At 46.4% G+C, this 18,496-nt stretch carries 17 protein-coding genes; 4 read left to right on the top strand and 13 right to left on the bottom strand.

Annotated features, from left to right (window positions below):
* Position 1 precedes the first annotated feature (1 nt).
* Positions 2-2,863, bottom strand: coding sequence for an excinuclease ABC subunit UvrA (uvrA, locus tag FOT42_RS02280; RefSeq protein ID WP_151889314.1), 2,862 nt, complete (start codon positions 2,861-2,863; stop codon positions 2-4).
* 180 nt (positions 2,864-3,043) lie between these two features.
* Between uvrA and FOT42_RS02275 the strand changes: the two genes are divergently transcribed.
* A complete protein-coding gene (locus tag FOT42_RS02275; RefSeq protein ID WP_151888947.1) occupies positions 3,044-3,565 on the top strand; it encodes a hypothetical protein in 522 nt (173 codons plus the stop codon).
* 2 nt (positions 3,566-3,567) lie between these two features.
* On the opposite strand, the gene FOT42_RS02270 is transcribed toward FOT42_RS02275, so the two are convergent.
* From FOT42_RS02270 to FOT42_RS02260, 3 genes are all read right to left on the bottom strand, one after another.
* Positions 3,568-4,401, bottom strand: a complete 834-nt coding sequence (locus FOT42_RS02270) for a hypothetical protein (RefSeq protein WP_151888946.1) — start codon at positions 4,399-4,401, stop codon at positions 3,568-3,570.
* A 124-nt stretch (positions 4,402-4,525) separates the two neighbouring features.
* A complete protein-coding gene (locus FOT42_RS02265; protein WP_151888945.1) occupies positions 4,526-5,299 on the bottom strand; it encodes a TIGR03915 family putative DNA repair protein in 774 nt (257 codons plus the stop codon).
* Between the two features lie 111 nt (positions 5,300-5,410).
* Positions 5,411-6,673 carry a putative DNA modification/repair radical SAM protein gene (locus tag FOT42_RS02260; RefSeq protein ID WP_151888944.1) on the bottom strand — a complete coding sequence of 421 codons (1,263 nt, stop codon included), beginning with the start codon at positions 6,671-6,673 and terminating at the stop codon, positions 5,411-5,413.
* Positions 6,674-6,892: 219 nt separating this feature from the next.
* On the opposite strand from FOT42_RS02260, the gene FOT42_RS02255 reads away from it, so the two are divergent.
* Positions 6,893-7,645, top strand: a complete 753-nt coding sequence (locus tag FOT42_RS02255) for an XRE family transcriptional regulator (protein WP_151888943.1) — start codon at positions 6,893-6,895, stop codon at positions 7,643-7,645.
* 5 nt (positions 7,646-7,650) lie between these two features.
* On the opposite strand, the gene FOT42_RS02250 is transcribed toward FOT42_RS02255, so the two are convergent.
* Genes FOT42_RS02250 through FOT42_RS02235 form a run of 4 tightly spaced genes read right to left on the bottom strand, consistent with a single transcriptional unit; the run spans position 7,651 to position 11,884 of the window.
* On the bottom strand, positions 7,651-8,646 hold the full coding sequence (locus FOT42_RS02250) for an SMP-30/gluconolactonase/LRE family protein (RefSeq protein WP_151888942.1): 996 nt from the start codon (positions 8,644-8,646) through the stop codon (positions 7,651-7,653).
* A gap of 36 nt (positions 8,647-8,682) precedes the next feature.
* Positions 8,683-9,609 (bottom strand): ATP-grasp domain-containing protein, encoded by a 927-nt coding sequence (locus tag FOT42_RS02245; protein ID WP_151888941.1) that lies wholly within the window; start codon positions 9,607-9,609, stop codon positions 8,683-8,685.
* An 11-nt stretch (positions 9,610-9,620) separates the two neighbouring features.
* Positions 9,621-11,303 carry a gamma-glutamyltransferase gene (gene ggt, locus FOT42_RS02240; protein ID WP_151888940.1) on the bottom strand — a complete coding sequence of 561 codons (1,683 nt, stop codon included), beginning with the start codon at positions 11,301-11,303 and terminating at the stop codon, positions 9,621-9,623.
* Positions 11,291-11,884, bottom strand: coding sequence for an acyl carrier protein phosphodiesterase (locus FOT42_RS02235; RefSeq protein ID WP_151888939.1), 594 nt, complete (start codon positions 11,882-11,884; stop codon positions 11,291-11,293). Before FOT42_RS02235 ends, ggt begins: the two co-directional genes overlap by 13 nt.
* A 91-nt stretch (positions 11,885-11,975) precedes the next feature.
* On the opposite strand from FOT42_RS02235, the gene glmM reads away from it, so the two are divergent.
* On the top strand, positions 11,976-13,367 hold the full coding sequence (glmM, locus tag FOT42_RS02230) for a phosphoglucosamine mutase (protein ID WP_151888938.1): 1,392 nt from the start codon (positions 11,976-11,978) through the stop codon (positions 13,365-13,367).
* Here glmM and FOT42_RS02225 read toward each other — a convergent pair.
* The 3 genes from FOT42_RS02225 to FOT42_RS02215 all read right to left on the bottom strand — a co-directional run bounded on the left by FOT42_RS02225 (position 13,364) and on the right by FOT42_RS02215 (position 15,945).
* Entirely contained in the window at positions 13,364-13,876 is a 513-nt protein-coding gene (locus tag FOT42_RS02225; RefSeq protein WP_151888937.1) for a YybH family protein, read from the bottom strand. The genes glmM and FOT42_RS02225 overlap by 4 nt on opposite strands.
* Positions 13,877-13,948: 72 nt before the next feature.
* Positions 13,949-14,932, bottom strand: coding sequence for a sterol desaturase family protein (locus FOT42_RS02220; RefSeq protein WP_151888936.1), 984 nt, complete (start codon positions 14,930-14,932; stop codon positions 13,949-13,951).
* 116 nt (positions 14,933-15,048) lie between these two features.
* Entirely contained in the window at positions 15,049-15,945 is an 897-nt protein-coding gene (locus FOT42_RS02215; RefSeq protein ID WP_151888935.1) for a lysophospholipid acyltransferase family protein, read from the bottom strand.
* 52 nt (positions 15,946-15,997) lie between these two features.
* Here FOT42_RS02215 and FOT42_RS02210 point away from each other — a divergent pair, with 52 nt between their 5' ends.
* Complete coding sequence (locus FOT42_RS02210; RefSeq protein ID WP_151888934.1) at positions 15,998-16,648, top strand: rhomboid family intramembrane serine protease; 651 nt, start codon at positions 15,998-16,000, stop codon at positions 16,646-16,648.
* Between the two features lie 70 nt (positions 16,649-16,718).
* Here the strand turns inward: FOT42_RS02210 and FOT42_RS02205 are convergent, their stop codons facing one another.
* The gene (locus FOT42_RS02205; protein WP_151888933.1) at positions 16,719-17,834 is read right to left on the bottom strand and encodes a DUF4369 domain-containing protein; all 1,116 of its coding nucleotides are present in this window, start codon (positions 17,832-17,834) and stop codon (positions 16,719-16,721) included.
* A 103-nt stretch (positions 17,835-17,937) separates the two neighbouring features.
* Positions 17,938-18,438, bottom strand: a complete 501-nt coding sequence (locus FOT42_RS02200; RefSeq protein WP_151888932.1) for a hypothetical protein — start codon at positions 18,436-18,438, stop codon at positions 17,938-17,940.
* Positions 18,439-18,496 lie beyond the last annotated feature (58 nt).

Raw genomic sequence — 18,496 nt, 5'->3', positions numbered from 1 at the left:
TTCAGACTGCCTTTGCAATCTTTTCTTTTGTGTTTTCCAGTTCTTTTTTCAAAAATTTGGCCGTGTAGCTTTTCTTGTCCTTGGCCACTTCCTCCGGGGTTCCTGTAGCAACAACCATGCCGCCGCCGCGCCCCCCTTCATAACCTATGTCTATGATGTGGTCCATCATTTTGATCACATCCATGTTGTGCTCTATCACCAAGATGGTATTTCCTTTGTCCACCAGTTGGTTGAGCACCTCCATGAGCACCCGGATATCTTCAAAGTGCAGTCCGGTTGTGGGTTCGTCCAGTATGTAAAAGGTGTTTCCGGTATCGCGTTTGGAAAGCTCGGTGGCCAGTTTCACCCGTTGGGCCTCGCCGCCGGAAAGGGTAGTGGACTGCTGTCCCAATGAGATGTAGCCCAAACCCACATCTTTGATGGTCTTCAGTTTTCGATGGATCTTGGGAATGTTCTCAAAGAAATCGACCGCTTCGTTGATGGTCATTTCCAACACATCGGAAATGGATTTGCCTTTATACCGGATCTCCAAGGTCTCCCTGTTGAACCGTTTGCCATTGCAGGTCTCACATTCCACGTACACATCGGGAAGAAAGTTCATTTCAATGACCTTCAACCCTCCACCTTGACAGGTTTCGCAGCGCCCTCCGGCCACATTGAAGCTGAATCGCCCCGGTTTGTATCCGCGGATGGTCGCTTCAGTCGTTTTGGCAAACAAGGTTCGGATTTCGCTGAAAACCCCAGTGTAGGTTGCCGGATTGGATCGTGGTGTACGCCCAATCGGCGATTGGTTGATGTCGATGACCTTGTCGATATGCTGTAGCCCGGTGATTTTTTTATAGGGCATCGGTTTTTTGACCCCGTTGAAATAATGGGCGTTCATGATAGGGTAGAGGGTCTCGTTCACCAAGGTGGACTTTCCGCTGCCCGATACGCCCGTGACGCCGATGAGTTTTCCCAAAGGGAACTCCACGGTGACATCCTTCAAGTTGTTTCCAGTACACCCAGAAAGCACAATTTTTTTGCCCGTTCCCTTTCTTCGAGTGGTAGGGACAGGAATTTCCAGTTCGCCCGAAATGTATTGGGCGGTCAGAGTGTGGTGGTCCTTCAGTTCGGAGGGTTTTCCTTCGGAAATGATCTCCCCGCCATGTTTCCCGGCTTTTGGACCGATATCGATCACGTGGTCGGCCCGTTCGATCATGTCCCGGTCATGTTCCACCACGATCACGGAATTTCCAATGTCTCGGAGTGATTCCAAGGAATGGATCAAGCGTTCGTTGTCCCGTTGGTGAAGTCCAATGCTGGGCTCGTCCAAAATATAGAGTACCCCTACCAATTGCGACCCTATCTGGGTGGCCAGTCGGATACGCTGAGCCTCGCCCCCGGACAGGGATTTGGAGCTCCGGTTCAAGGAAAGGTAGTCCAGCCCCACATCCAACAAAAAACCGATACGCGCCTTGATTTCCTTGATGATTTCTTCCGCTATCTTCTTTTGGTTGCCCTCAAGTGTTTCTTCCAAGTTGTTGAAAAAAGTGGACAGTTCGGCAATGTCCATTTGGGCCAGTTCCGCAATGTTCTTTTCGCCCACTTTAAAATAGAGCGATTCCTTGCGCAAGCGGGCACCTTCGCAGGTGGGACACTTTATTTTGTCCATGTAATCCTTCGCCCATCGTTTTAGGGAAGTGGAATTGGCTTCTTCAAATTGGGTCCTGATGAAGTTGGAAATGCCTTCATAATCAATTTTGTACTGCCTTTTTACGCCAAGGGATTTGGAATCTACCTCAAAACTTTCCTTTCCTCCGTTGAGGATGATGTCCATGGCCTCTTCGGGGATTTTTTCAATGGGATCCGAAAGGTCAAACCCATACCGTTGCCCGATGGTCTCCAACTGTTTGAAGGCCCAGGATTTCTTGTATTCGCCAAGCGGGGCAAGTCCGCCCGCCTTGATGGACAGTTTGGGATTGGGGATGATTTTCCGCTCGTTCACTTCGTAGATATGGCCCAGACCACTGCAATCGGGACACATGCCCTTGGGCGAGTTGAACGAAAAGGTGTTGGGTTCCGGCGTGGGGTACGAAATGCCCGTGGAGGGACACATCAGGTCACGACTGAAATAGCGGGGCACGGTCTCGCCCTCTTCCAACACCATCAGCACGTTGTCGCCACTGTACATGGCCGTGTTGATGGTCTCCGCCAAGCGTTTGTGAAAATCCTCACTATCAGTAACCTTCAGTCGGTCGATCACAATTTCGATGTCGTGGGTCTTGTAGCGGTCCACTTTCATGCCCTTGGTAATGTCCATGATCTCACCATCCACCCGCACTTTTACGAATCCTTGCTTTGCAATCTGTTCAAAAAGTTCGCGGTAATGGCCTTTTCTGGATTTGATTACAGGGGCCAGCACATTTATTTTTTTGTCGAGGTAGGATTCAATGATGAGTTCCTTGATCTGTTCGTCACTGTAACTCACCATTTTCTCGCCCGTGTTATAGCTGTAGGCATCCCCGGCACGTGCGAACAACAGGCGGAGAAAATCGTACACCTCCGTGATGGTGCCTACGGTTGATCGTGGGGATTTGGAAGTGGTCTTCTGTTCTATGGCGATTACGGGAGATAGACCATCTATCTTGTCCACATCGGGGCGTTCCAGCCCGCCCAAAAACTGTCTGGCGTAAGCGGAAAAGGTCTCGATGTAGCGGCGTTGGCCCTCGGCATAGATGGTATCGAAGGCCAAAGAGGATTTTCCACTGCCCGAAAGCCCGGTGATGACCACCAGTTTTTCGCGTGGAATGGTGACGTCAATGTTCTTCAGGTTGTGCACCCGTGCACCCTTGACCTCAATATGTTCTTCGTAGTGGATCATAAATTCATAGCAAAGCTTCAAAAATAGCGATTTGACACGTAAAAAAGAAGGAGGTTTGGTTTTCGTTATTGTTATTTGATGGCTTATTTTTACGAAGTTATTTATCATTCTCGCGGATGTGGGAATCCATGAACGAAAGACTTCCGCTTTTGCGGAAGTTGACACTAAAATTTCTAAAGCATGAAACTACTGGGCATTGGCTCTCGCATTGATCATCCCGAACACGGAAAAGGGGTGGTGACCAACGTATCTTCAAAACATTATTGGGTCACTTTTTTGGAAAGTGGACTGGAAACCATTGAACTTGATGCCGATTTTGAGGTGATCGAGGCGGTGGAGGACGAAGTGGACACCGTCAGCTTTTTTGAAGTGGAACGTTCCTTGGTCAAGATTTTGGAAAAATGGAGCGATACCCACGAGAAAGTGGCCATTGCCGATAAGTGGAAGGGTGGTAAACTGATCCTGGATCCCGGGGATGCCACCCAGAACAAGGAAATGCCCATCGATACCTTTTTCCACAAGATCGTGATGGTGCGCGACCGTATCCGTGTGATGGAACAAAAGATCAACAGCAGTAACCTGGACGATCAGGATAAAATTGACCTACAGCAATACATCACCCGCATTTATGGCAGTTTGACCAGTTTTAATGTGCTCTTTAAAAACAAGAGCGACCATTTTGTGGGGGAGAAGGGGAAGTAAGGCTAAACTTCTTCTTTTAAATATTTGACGAAACCTTTCCCTAGAGCTGTACAGTGATAGTATGAAGAATCCCCCGTATTACTTATTCTTCCCTCGGCTGGATTATAGACTATGCCTAAAACTCTCATATCATTAAATAAAAATTGAAAAGTATCTGGGTCATATTTCGAATTATATCGTCTTCTTGTATTAATTATATTTTCATATTCAAGTTGTAAATCATCTTGCCTTTTTTCTGTCTCCTTCTTTTTTTTCAAAAAAATCTCCTTTTGTTTAATAGATGCTCCTAAATTTGGATTGACGATTTTTAATTCAACTTTTTCTGATTTCTTCAATATTTCACCAATGTTGGCTAATTCTTCTCTCAATGGTGCTAGTTGGTATTCCGTATCGAAATAAACGTTTAAAATTTTCACCTGATCATCATTTAGTCTAACCGCTAAATCAAGAAATCTAGAAGTGTAATCAATGGGTTGTGGGTCGATGATATGGCCGAATAAAACTTTCCTTAAGCGATCTATTTTCGTTTCTGAACTCGCCCTACTGGCATTTATTATTGCAGTTTCTAATAAATCCCTTACTTCTTGAACATTCGCTTTTTCAAACTTGAAATTTTCATCATGCTTTTTTAATAAGTCCTCCAATCCAAACATTAGGGACTCAACTCTTTTTTGTTTTACTTCAGATTGAGCTAGGCTCAACATTTGGAGAGCAAATGTTGAAGCTCCTTGGGCATAGATGGGGTCTATAATAAAACTAGAGGCAATAACAGGGACAAAAATTTGACCAAGTATGGAGAAGGATTTTTGCCATATTTCAACATCTTTCTTTTGCATGTTTCAATCAAGATTCAAATTCGTTCAGTTAAGTTAAACAATTATTACACTCAACCCTTCGACTTCGCTCAGGCCCCATGTTGCATATCTGGGTCAAAGGTTACCCACATCGGGATTACGTTGCCTAACTTGCTTTTTTCTCAGAAAGATACTTCCAATACCGTTTGGGCACATGCTGCGTATGCAATTTGGGGTTGATCCGGGACTTGATGCCCGTGCTTTTGAAATAATCGTTCCAAAGGGTCTGGTAATCGTATTCCTCGCTCAGGAAAGCATCACTTTTATGGATTTTGTTGAAATGTACTTCCCGTAGGTTCAGGGACACCATTTCCACATGGTCCAAGTTGTAATAGATGCCATATTTGCGCTTCACGTCGTAAATGAGCCATTGCTGGTCCGCATAGCGGTCCCGAAAATGCTTGGAAATCAGGGGCAGCACATCAAAATCGGGCTCTATGTTCGCAAAATAGATGTTGTCCTTCGTCAACTGGAACCGCACAAAGGCCTCCATGCGGTGCTTTTCCCGGCCCACCTTTCGTGCCAATTGGCTGATGTGCAGCACCGTACCGTCCGAATAGTCCAGATACTTGCCGGTCTGGGTGCGCATCAGTTTTTGGATGTAGGTGTACAACATCATTTCCACCCCTTCGGTTTCGCTCAAAAAGGCAAAATACACATTGGAAATGGCATTGTGGCTTTTGCCCTTGATGCCGTTCCAGACCCGTTTGGCCTTTTCCACGTGGGTGAAAATGGTCTCGGTGTCCGAAAACAGTCCATTTTGGCACTGACCGTTCCTTTGGATGTCGGCCACATTGATCTTTTCGTCAAAAGCAACAAACACAGCCGTAAGAAAGCCGTTGAAGCTGCCGTCATAAATTAAGGTTGTTGAAGCATTCATAACGCTTGAATTTTGTTTTTGCAGGCATTTCCAACGAAAGTGGACAATCTGGATTCTTCCATTATGAACTCCCTCGAAATGACACCATTGTTCATTGTAAACTGCTCATTGTTAATTGAATAATGACAGTTGGTTACTGTATTGGTTCCTGAACTTGCCGGACGACGTCTGCAAGATCATCCCCTTGATTTTCTCCGCATCCAGATCACGGCGTTCCCAATGGCGGGAATCGCATACCATGAAATACTGGGCGCGGTTGAGGGCCACTCCAATTTTTTTGAGGTGGTCCCAGTTCAGCCTTCGAAATTTTCGGGCTTTTATTATTTTTTCCACGGATTGCATGCCTATACCGGGTATGCGGGCCAAGAGACGTTTGTCCGCCGCGTTCACATCCACTGGAAAATGGTACAGGTTGCGCAACGCCCACGAAAGCTTGGGGTCTACGTCCATATCCAGATTGGGGTGCTCCTTGCTCAAAATTTCGTTCACGGCAAAACCATAGAAGCGCAAGAGCCAATCGGTCTGGTAGAGCCTGTTCTCCCGGAGCATGGGCACCTGCGAACCAATGGCCGGCAATCGGGTATCATCTGCAACTGGCACATAACCAGAATAATATACCCGTTTCATTTGGTAGGTCTTGTAATAATAGGTGGCGGAGTACATGATGTCCTTATCCGTTTCCCCTGAAGCGCCCACGATCATTTGGGTGCTCTGTCCGGCCGGGGCATATTTGGGAGTGCTTTTGATGATCTTTCGTTCGGTTTGGAAGCGCACGATCTCATTCTTCACCTTGAGCATGGGTTTGGTGAAGTCTTCATGCTTTTTATCGGGAGCCAAGAGTTTTAGGCCAGAAATGGTAGGCACTTCAATATTAACGGAAAGATGGTCCGCATAGAGTCCCGCTTCGTACATGAGTTCATCGCTGGCCCCGGGTATGGATTTCAGGTGGATATACCCATTGAAATTTTCCTCTTCCCGTAGTTTTTTGGCCACGGCTACCAAACGCTCCATGGTATAATCCGCAATTTTGAATATCCCGGAACTCAGGAACAATCCCTCGATATAGTTCCTCCGGTAAAAATTGATGGTCAGGTCCACCACTTCCTGGATTTTGAAGGCCGCTCGTTTTACATCGTTGCTTTTGCGGGTGACGCAATAGGCGCAATCAAAGATGCAATGGTTGGTCAGCAAGATTTTCAATAAGGAAATACAACGTCCATCCTCGGTATAGCTGTGGCAGATTCCCATGTGCGAAGCATTACCGAGTCCCTTGTTGGTATTGGTCCGGTCGCTTCCGCTACTGGCACATGACACGTCGTATTTGGCCGCATCGGCCAGAATGTTCAGTTTTTCCCGTATTCTATCAAAATCCATAACTTGGAAATATTCCAATCAAAAATATGGAAATAATCCAATAAATGGAAATAATCCATAAAAAGTTTTGGAAATAATCCAAATTAGCTATATTTGAGGAGGTATTGGCTCCTCGAGGCGTCATCCTGAGCGTAGTCGAAGGAGCTATCGAGAGGTCTTACCTAAGAAACGTTTATTAGGTCTCGACTGCGCTCGACCTGACAGCAATATGTATCTAGGATGGAAAACGAACTGACACTGAAACGATTTACGGACATCCGAAGGGAGCTGGGCCATACACAGGCCGAGTTTGCGGAATTGTTGGGCGTGAAGAACACCACGGCTGATATTGAACGGGGGAGGACCAAACTATCGGGAAAAGTGGTATCGGAGTTATTGAAACAATTTAAAATCAACCCCATGTGGCTGTTCGGGGAGAGTGACCAAAAATACTTGGACACCTCCAGAACCAGTGTGATTCCCAAAGTGGTCACCGTGGACAATTCCGATCAGGACAATATGGTATTGGTGAATGCCAAGGCCGCTGCGGGCTATCCGCAGAACATTTCCGATACGAGCTGGTACCAACAGTTGCCCGCCTTTGACATGCCCATACCCGAATTCCGAAATGCCACGTACAGGGGGTTTCAGGTGGAAGGGGACAGCATGTTGCCAAATCTTAGGCCCAATGATTGGGTGTTGGCGCGTGCCATTGAGCATATTGATCATGTGAGCCCCAACAAAATGTATGTGGTGGTGCTCCAGGATTCCGTAATGGTCAAGAAAATAGAGCGAAGGCCCAACTCCAACAACATCACTTTGGTTTCTTTGAACGAGACCTATCCTCCTTATGAAATCAAGCCATTTCAGATACAGGAAATCTGGGAAGTGAGCAGCAAATTGACCTTTAATGTGGATGCCACGACCGAAACAGGGCTTTTGCGACAACTGCAACAATCCATGGAAGAATTAAAGAAACAGATTGCCAAGTAACGGGGTTAAAAACCTGTACCTGTAGTTTTTGTTTTGATTCTCATCAAAAATTCATGAGCCGTCATATATAGGGTCGAACCATCATCGCCCCATGCGCAGTTGGCCGTCCGTTGTCCTGTTTCAATGCGACCCAAAAGTTTTCCTTCGGAGGTAATGATCAGCACTCCGCCCGGCCCTGTGGAAAAAATAGTGCCATCCTTGGCCACCTTAAGACCATCCAAAGAGCCAACCAATCCTTCTTTCCGTAGTTCAGTGGCATCAAAGAAAATAGTGCCCTCATCCAATGACCCATCATCTTGGATGTTGTATGCCATGATATAAGGCGCGTTGCCATCCGATTGGTTCACATATAGTATTTTTTCGTCTGGAGAAAGCGCAAGCCCATTTGGGCGTGAAAGGTTGCCGACCACCATATCAACTTTACCCTCATTATCAACTTTGAAGACACCAAATGCATCAATTTCCCGAGTTTTGGAATTTTCCTGCTCTGGCAGGCCATACGGAGGGTCGGTAAAATAATAGATGCTTTTAGAGGTCTGTACGATGTCATTTGGGCTATTGAAACGCTTGCCCTTCCATTTGTCGGCCACCGTTACTTTTCCGCCGAAGGATAGTGGCATCCGAGAAATTCTTCGGTCGCCGTGTTCGCAGGCCACCAGTTCCCCATTATTGTTGATGATGAGTCCGTTGCTGCCGGGTTCCTTGCTGTAAGGTAGTATTCCGGTGTAGCCAGAAGGTTCTAAAAATTGCGTGAGCCCTTCCTTTTCATCCCATTTAAAAATGGTGTTTTGTGGAGCGTCCGAAAATAGGAGGAACTCACCTTCCTTGACCCAAACAGGACCTTCGGACCATATGAAATCCTTGGCTAGCACTTCTATTTTTGCGTCTTTGCTTATATAATCATAAAAAGCATCATCCAAAGCAACTAGTTTGCCAGTGGTTTTCTGTTGGGCGGTACACCCTAAGCCAATGCTTAACAATAGGAGGGTTAAATTTTTCATTTTGAAATAGTTATCGTTATGTATTGTCTCAATGGTCTAGACTTTGACGGACAAACAGGTGTCCTTGATGGTCTTGGCCAACTTTTTTGCTGCTGATGGATTACGTCGGAACCACAGCTCTGGTTCAAAAATCTCCAATTCGGCCAGGGCCCAATTTCCTTCGTTGTCCCGAAATAGATCTATCCGTGCATAAACGGGAAGTTCGGGAGCGGCATTGACCACTTTTTCTGCAAAAGCAATCTGTTCCTTGGACGGGTCATATTCGTGGACGCTACCGCCAAAATCGTCCTGCACCCGAAAATCACCAGGCTTGGCAATTTTGAGCACGGCATGGGTGAACTCCCCATGGAACAGCATCATGGAAATCTCCCCTTCGGAAACGATGTTCTCTTGAAATTCCTGTAGCATCATCGCTTCTTCGGAAATCAATTGTCCAAACAGCGCTTCGTACTTTGAAACCTCCGTTGTATGGATCTTGTAGGTATGTCGGGCCGCACCAGATACACAGGGCTTCAACACAAATTGCTCTTTCCTGAAACCATGGTCTTGCACCGCAGTGGAAAAAAGAGCCTGTAATGTGGTTTGGGTCCCCTTTTCCACAATGATAGTCTTGGGAATGGCGACGCCTGCCTTGGAAAGGTCTTGGAGGTAATGTTTGTCTATGTTCCATATGATCAGCTCTTTGGAATTGATGAACTGGGTCAGTTTGGAGGTGTTTTCAAACCATTTGGAAAATTCAGGGAATCGGTCAAAATAGTCCCAAGTGGTGCGGAAGAGGGCCAATTTTGTGGTGGACCAATCAAAATGGGGATTATCCCACGATTTTCGGACGACCTTCAAACCTTCTGCCTGCAAAGCTTCCACTACCAAACGGTCTTCCAACAGTACATTTTCGATATAGGGTGTCTTTTTTTGGGGTGACACATATCGATGGTCCGTCAAGACTACAATATCAAACTCCATAACAGAAAAATTTAAAATCCAACAGCGGTATCGTCGCCCCGTTTGTCTGCACCACCTTCCAGTTTGCCATCGGGCAGCACACGGATGGCATCCACTTTGCCAATGATGGGGGTACGTTCCTCGTTGATGATGTATCCTTTGGATTTCAGCTCCGATATGAGTTCCTCGGAAAACCCTTCGGGCTCAAAAATGACCGCATCGGGCAACCATTGGTGATGGAAACGGGGGGCGTTCACCGCATCCTGCATGCTCAGGTTGAATTCGTAAACGTTCAAAATGGTCTGGGCCACCGCAGTGATGATAGTGGAGCCGCCCGGGGTTCCCACAACCATGTACAGTTTTCCTTCTTTTTCCACAATGGTAGGCGTCATGCTGCTCAGCATCCGCTTTTCCGGGGCAATGCTGTTCGCTTCGGCACCGACCAACCCAAACATATTGGGCACACCGGGTTTGGCGCTGAAATCGTCCATTTCATTGTTCAAAAAGAAACCCAGTTCGGCACAATAGAGTTTGGAACCATAGCCGCCGTTCAAGGTGGTGGTGGCAGAAATGGCGTTGCCCTCGCTGTCCACGATGGAATAGTGGGTGGTTTCGGCACTCTCGATGATCTCCACCTCACCATGGCTCACATCGGATGACAACGTTGCTTTGTCAAAAGAGAAATTGGCCATCCGCTCTTGTAAATAGGCATCATCTAGAAGTACATCATAGGGAATATCGACAAAGTCGGGGTCGCCCAAGAAGTAATTCCGGTCCGCATAGGCACGACGGGACGCCTCGGTGAACAGTTGGATGGTCTTGGCGGAATTGTGTCCAAACTTGGCCACTTTGTAAGGTTCCATCATCTTGAAAATCTGGTTGATGGTGACGCCGCCGCTACTAGGTGGACTCATGGAAATCACATGAAGTTCCTTGTAATCGAATTCGATGGGATCTCTCCACTTGGCCTCATACCGAGAAAGGTCCTCCTCGGTGATATAACCGCCATTTTCCTGCACAAAGGCGGCCAGTTTTTGGGCCACTTCACCTTTGTAGAATCCATCTTTTCCTTTTTCCATGATGATTTCCAAGGTTTGTGCCAATTCGGGATATTTAATGGTGTCCCCGGCCTTGAAAGGGCCTGCAAATTTGGTACTGTCCCTGTTCGCCTTGATGAAACTTTCCCGATAGCCTTCCAATCGTTTGGCCTGCATTTCGGTGACCACAACCCCTTTTTTGGCCAAGGCAATGACGGGTCTCATGATCTCGGATAGGGGCAGGGAACCAAATTTTTTGTGTACTTCCATGACGCCGGCCACCGTGCCGGGCACCCCAATAGCGGTCCCGCCCGTGGTGCTCATATCGGGGATGACGTTGCCCAGCGAATCCAGGTACATGTCCTTATGGGCCGCCATAGGCGCTTTCTCCCGATAATCGATGCCACCTACCTCGCCGTTGCTCTTTCGGTAGATCATAAAGCCCCCACCGCCCAAATTTCCGGCAAAGGGGAAGGAAACGGCCAAGGCCAGCTCTGTGGCCACCATGGCATCGAAGACATTGCCCCCTTTTTTCATGATGTCCACCCCAATTTGGGATGCTTCCTCGCGGGCTGAGACCACCATGGCCTTTTCCGTGACAAGTCCCGTGGGAGTTGCGGATTGTTGTTTGCAATTGATGAAAAGGATGAAGGGCAGAAGCAGTATCAGTCTTCGCATAGGGAAATGAATTTTTGACGGGAAAAGGTAATCAATTCTTCAAAAAAAGCGGTGAACTCGTTTTCAAAATCCGTGTAGTGTTCCTCAAGGTCCAAAATGGCAAAATTCATCCTGGATTTGTTTTTTGTCCTTCGGTTCATGCCATTGAGAACACGGTCTATTCCGGTGAGATTTGCATAGTTCAGCAACCAGTTGTCCGCAATCATGTAGGGCATCATCCGTTTGGTGGCCATAGGAAGCAACTCGTAGTTTTCTTCCAATAGGTCGTAAAAGTTCTCCACATATTCCGCCAAGGGCGTTTCTGAATAATCGCTCCAATTTTTGGCCAAGAAATGGTCGTAAAAGATGTCTACTATCACCTGGCTGTAATGGCTGAAATTTTTGTGCAGTCTTTTACTGCTCTGTCTTGCTATGGGATGGGCGTCCGTAAAAGTGTCAATTTCCCGATGCAGCATTATACCTTTTTGGATTTTTTCGGGCAGGTGTTTGTAGCGGTTCCCACGGATATGATCGGCAAAAAAATTGCCCAAAGTGATTTCCTTATCATCAAAGGAAAGGTAAATATGTGCCAAGAAGTTCATCGGGGCAAAATCCTTTTGTGTCGAAATTTACAAATTCAAAACATGGAATAGAGGATGCTGGGTTATATTTGCACAAACTTTTTTAACAATTATGACACTGATCAAATCGATTTCTGGAATTAGAGGAACCATAGGCGGAAAAACAAACGATAACCTGACCCCACTGGACGCTGTGAAGTTTGCGGCAGCATATGGGAGTTGGTTGAAGGACTATTCCAAGAAAGAGAAATTGACCGTTGTCATAGGTAGGGATGCCCGTTTGTCGGGCGAAATGATCCAAAGTCTGGTGGTATCCACCTTGGTGGGATTGGGAATCGATGTAGTGGACTTGGGATTGTCCACCACACCAACCGTGGAGATTGCCGTTCCTATGGAAAAGGCTGATGGGGGTATCATCCTGACCGCCAGCCACAACCCCAAGCAATGGAATGCCCTTAAATTATTGAACGAGAAAGGAGAGTTTTTGGATGCGGCCCAAGGAGCCAAGATTTTGGAACTTGCCGAAAAAGAGGATTTTGAATTTGCCCAAGTGGACGATTTGGGGGAAATCACCAAAAATGATTCGTATATCGATATCCATATTGATGAAGTCTTGGAATTACCCTTGGTGGATGCCGATGTGATCAGGGGCAAAGGGTTCAAGGTAGTGGTCGATGGTGTGAATTCCACAGGGGGCATTGCCATTCCCAAATTACTTCAGGAATTGGGGGTGGAAGTGGTAAAGCTCTACTGTGATCCCACGGGCCATTTTCCGCACAATCCAGAACCCTTGAAGGAACATTTGGGGGACATCTGCAAGAAAGTAGTGGAAGAAAAGGCCGATTTTGGCATTGTAGTGGACCCGGATGTGGACCGCTTGGCCTTTATCAGCAATGATGGGGAAATGTTCGGTGAGGAATATACCTTGGTGGCCTGTGCCGATTACGTGCTGGGCAAGACCAAGGGCAACACGGTGTCCAACCTGTCCTCTTCACGTGCCCTTCGGGATATCACCGAAAAGCATGGCGGAACCTACGAAGCTGCTGCTGTGGGCGAAGTGAACGTGGTTGCCAAAATGAAGGCGAGCAATGCCATAATAGGTGGCGAGGGCAATGGCGGTATCATTTATCCTGAGAGCCACTATGGGCGTGATGCTTTGGTCGGGACGGCTTTGTTCTTGATGTTGATGGCCGAAAGGGGCGGAACCGTGGCAGAGCTTCGGGCGAGCTACCCCAGCTATTTTATGGGCAAAAAGAAAATAGAACTTACTCCCGGACTGGATGTGGATGCCCTACTTGAGGCCATGCACGACAAATACAAGAACGAGCAGGTTTCCACCATTGACGGGGTGAAAATCGATTTTCCTGAAAATTGGGTGCATCTTCGCAAATCCAACACGGAACCCATCATCCGAATCTATACCGAGGCCAAATCGCAAAAAGAAGCGGATACCTTGGCAGATCGAATCATTGGAGAAATAAAAGAGGTAGCAGGATTGAGCTAGTCCTCGATCAATTTATAAACGATTTTCTTTGAATTGAATTCCTCATGGGAAATGGGAGTGCGTTTATCCGAGTCCAACCAAATTTTCCATGAACCGTTCTCTTTGCGCAGCCCCACATTGAATTCGCTGTAACCCCTTACCACAAGGTTTTCATCAGTGTCGCCTTTGGAGCTGAAACGATAATACCCATTTTGGTAGGCCAGTTCACCATTTGGGTCCACCGAAGTGGAAAGGATGGCAAAAGCGATGCCCACACGGTTGGTGGCCACAAAATCCGCAAAATTTTCCAGATAGCTTTCACCTGTTTTGATTTCACCTTGCTCCATGATCACCCGAATGATGTCCTTGGTGTGGATGGATTTCAATTTTTCCGGGTCCGATTCGTCATAGGCTTCCATGAAAGGAATCCATACGTCTTTTTCTATCTCTTCACGAATTTCATCCGAAGTCTGTCCGAAGGAAAACAAGCTAAGGCAACATATAACTGCTGTTAGGATGGACTGTTTCATTTTCTGATGATTTTGAAGTGTGCTGAAGTTATGAAATATCCGTAAAACCAAATCGACTAAAACGCAACGAACTCACAAAGATTCCAGATAGGCTTTCCGTGTCACTTTGGCGGTCTTGTGTTCGCCGGTGTGGCTCCATCCGGGGGGCATTACGAGGTAGCGGAACTTGTTGGCTAGCCCTGGGGCCCTCCACACATCTTTGGCCAAGGCCGCTATTTCCCCAAAATACACATCCATGAAGTTTCCCGAATTCATTTCCCGGGTTATGCCGTATTCAATCTTTATGTCGTGTTGTTCTTCCTGATAGGTTTTGAACACCCGGTCCCAAATGTTCAGCAGATTGCAAAAATTGGTGTCCATGTAGAGTGGGTTCTTGGCATGGTGCACCCGATGGTGGGAAGGAGTGAGGATGATCTTGTTCAAAAAACCCAACCGACCGTTTTTCAACAGATTTTCCCCAATATGGATGAACGCACCATAGGTGCCATCAATGAACATGATCAAAAACAACAGCTCCGGGTGTACGCCCAAAAGAATGCAGATGGTGGTCCGGATGGTATCGGCGTAGGGTGCTTCCAGAAAGAAATGGGCGTGGGTCACGGACAGGTTCATGTCCTCAGGGGCATGATGGGTGGAGTGCAGGCACCAGAACAGACGCACCTTGTGCCCCAAGTAATGATAGACAAAATGCCCAAGCTCCCAGACCACATATCCGTAAACGATCCAATACCACTTCATGGTGGTCTGGAACGGAGCGTATTGCTGAAACAGGCCAATGCATAGGGCAACCATGGCAATGGCGATGAAACGACCTACAAACCGATTGAAGATATAGATCAAGAAATTCACTTTATAGACCTTTGTCTGGGCTTTCTTGTAGATCAATCCCAAAATGAGTTCGAGGAGGAGGAGCAATGGAATGATGGGATAGATCAAGGAAACGATACCGTCATACGTGGTGAAAGAGGAGTAGTCGCCAGATCGTAGGATTTCCAAGGCCTGCGAAATGCCCAAAAAACCTATGACCTCATTGAAAAGTGTCTGTAAAAATTCCATTTGAGTTTGTTCAATTGGTACAGAAAATAGAAAAATAAGGAAAAATTTAAATAAAATTTCGACCAATGGCAGTCCAGGCGCTATCTATACCTCCAAAAAAGATGTTTTGAGGAAATTTATGGATTCTGAAAAGCCTTTGGGACCTTGTTCCGATGCTTCCACCGTTTGTGGGTCCAGAAATAATATTCCGGGGCCTCCCGTATGGATTCCTCCACATGCTTTAGAAAGATTTCGGTGATCTTATAATCTTCCACCTTTGTAGGGTTTTCAGCAAGGACAATAAATGTGCTGCTGTAGAGTCCCCGGCCCGTTTTTCTCACTTTGAGATATACGGGGACAAAATCATTGGCCTTGCAGATTTCCTCACCTCCCACATGCACCGGAACCGTGATGCCCATAAATTTTGTCCAGTGGCGCGCACGTTGGACCATGGGGGATTGGTCGCTGATGATCCCCACCATCATCAATTCCCTTCTTTCCTTTGCCGCTTTCAACAATTTTTTGCTTTCCTTGGTGGCGATCAATGTTGTGCCGTACTTGCTCCTGATGCCACGGACCAATCTGTCAAAATATTTGTTTTGGATTTTTTGGTAGATGCCATAGCCCTTCGATGTTATTCTGGTGTTGAGGGACAATACCCATTCCCAACTGGCATAATGTGGCAACATGATCATAGTGTTCTTTCCCTCCGCTTCAAGGTTTTGGAGCACTTCAATATTTGTGTAGCTGAAGCGCCTTTGCATTTCTTCGGTGCTGATGCCCAAAGTCTTTATCATTTCCAAAAAGATATCGCACATATGGCGATAGAATTTTTTCTCTATTTGTAGCCTTTCCTCCTTTGATTTTTCAGGGAAAACAAGTGCCAAGTTGTTGCGCACCACTTTTTTGCGGTATCCAATGACATAGTAGAGAAATAGGTAGACACCATCGGAGATTGCATATAAAATGGGGAAAGGGAGCCTGGAGACCAACCAGAGCAATGGGTAAACGAGGATATATATGGCCAACTGCATAAGCGATTCTTCTGTGCAAATATAGCTATATTTGAAACCAAACTTTTATTGCATGTACAATTTACATATTGCCACCATTGCCATCATTGCTGCCAATGTGCTGGTTTCCCTTCGGGGGTTCAACGATACCGTTTTTTTTGATCGATATAAGTTCAGCATCGGGGGCATACAGGCAGGGCAGCGGGAACGGATGGCCACATCTGGGTTCCTTCATGTGGATATTTCCCATCTCTTCTTCAATATGTTCACCCTGTATTTTTTTGCCAATGTGGTCATCAGTTGGTTTGGCCCGGGCAAATTTTTGATCATCTATTTTGTCAGTTTGCTCGGAGGTAGCCTTTTGGCCCTGTTTTTTCATAAGGATGAACCTTTTTATAGTGCAGTAGGTGCCAGTGGGGCCGTTACAGGAATTCTCTATGCCGCCATTTTATTGAATCCGGATATGCAATTGGGCATTATGTTCATCCCCATTCCATTGCCGGCCTATGTGCTGGGCATTGCTTATTTATTGTATTCCATTTATGGAATGCGGAGCAGGTTGGGCAACATTGGGCACACGGCGCATTTCGGCGGAGCCATTGGTGGATATGCCACTACCTTGTTGTTCAAGCCGGAACTGTTCGTTACGGACACATTGATCGTTGTGCTGTTGGCCATCCCCATCATCATACTTTTTGTGTTGGAGAAAATGGGCAAGATTTAAAAAGAAAAATAGAATCATAAAAAAAGCCCGGACGAAATGCCGGGCTTTTTTTATGATTTTATAAGTAGACCTAGTTCAGCAGTTCGGCCACTTTTTGTTCAAGGGCAGGTCCCCTTAGGTCCTTGGCCACGATCACCCCGTTCTCATCCAACAAAAAAGCGGCTGGTATGGCGTTGATGTTGTACAATCTGGCAATGGGGTCCTGAAAACGCTGAAGGTTGGAAATGTGGTTCCAAGCAAGCCCATCGGCCTCTATGGCTCCTGTCCAATCTTCTGCACGGGTATCCAAGGAAACCCCTATGATATTGAACCCTTTGTCCTTGTACTTTTCATAAACGGAGACAATGTTTGGGTTTTCGGCACGACAAGGTCTGCACCAAGCGGCCCAAAAATCAACCAGTGTAAGTTTGGATTTGTCCGTTACTTGGCTCAAGGCCAATAGGTCCCCAGTAGGTGTCGGTGCAGAAAAATCAGGAGCTGTGGAACCAATTTCGGTGGATTTCATGGTATCCAGTTGTTCTTTGATTTTTTTTCCGGGCTCTGTGGCCTTCATTTCGGGAGTAAGTGCTTCAAAAAGGGCTTTCACTTCATCCAAGGGCAGGGCCTTGCTCGCCATCAGGTTGCCGATGATCAATACAGAGATCAATGCGTTTGGGTTTTCCTTTGCATAATTCACGTTGAAGTTCTTGGCCTCTTCCTGGAATTCCATAAACTCTTCGCGTAGGGAACTAACGGTCGCCGTATCCATTTTCTGTGCGGCATCGCGCATGTCGTTCTGCATGGAAATGGCCCTTTCGGACAATTTTCTCGATTCGTCCAAAAACTCCATGAACAATTCGTTCTGCTCGGTCCCCTTCAATTTGGCATAGTTCAAGCTATCTTTTTGAAATTCCATTTCGATGGTGCCGTTTTCCAACACCACGGGAATGTTGCCGCGATTGGATTCCATAAAGATGTAGTGCAATTTGGGCTCTACTTGGTTACCTGTAAAGATGAACTTCCCGTTTTCTACGGTTGCGGTATCCACTTCCACCAATTGGTTCAGGGTGTCCGTGGTTTTTAGAAATACCTTGGTGCCATTTTCAGGTTCTCCATTGATTGTGCCGTTCAAGGTGTATCCTTTGGGGTCTGAGTTACAAGCTGCCAAAAACAGTATTCCAAGGACAATCGCTGATATTTTTTTCATTTGTTGCTATTTAAGGTGCTAAGGTATTCATTCCTTAGGTCATAAAAAAACCCTTGGCACTTCTAAGGAGTGCCAAGGGCATATAATCATAGGATTTTACGTATTAGAACTGGTATCTTATACCCAGTGCAATGTCAAAATCAAAATCATTGTCGAACCCATCGTAGCCCACTAGGCCCAGTTCAGGTCTGAAATCCAGCGATAAGAGTAGGGGAATGTCAAAATTGTATTCAATACCGATGTTACCGGCGGCAAATACAAATAGACCATCATTGTCATCATCAAAATCAGGATCTGGATGGTCAAAATCCACACTGCCCAATCCACCACCTACGCCATAATACCAGTTAAAGTCTCCGTCCAATGGACGTACCCACTGGTACACTCCAGTCAGTTTGAACGCATCAAAATGGCGGCTATCTCGCCAGCCAAGGTCAAATTCCGCACGGTTGGAGCTTCCTATAGCTTTTTGATAAGAAATTTCGGCGCCAAAGCCGTCACTGTCACCCAATCGAAGTCCTAGGGCGTGGTTGGAAATTTCCTGTGCATTCATGGATGCTGTTACAAACAAAAAAAGTGCTGCAAATAATGTGGTAATCTTCATGTGTTTCTCTTTTAAGTTAAAAATTAGAGATAGTTTTGTAATAGATTTACGTTTGAAA

The sequence above is a fragment of the Flagellimonas hadalis genome (genome assembly GCF_007785775.2).
Classification (GTDB): Bacteria; Bacteroidota; Bacteroidia; order Flavobacteriales; family Flavobacteriaceae; genus Flagellimonas; species Flagellimonas hadalis.
The sequence above is the reverse complement of the archived record's forward strand: the minus strand, read 5'-3'. Positions and strand labels throughout refer to the sequence as shown.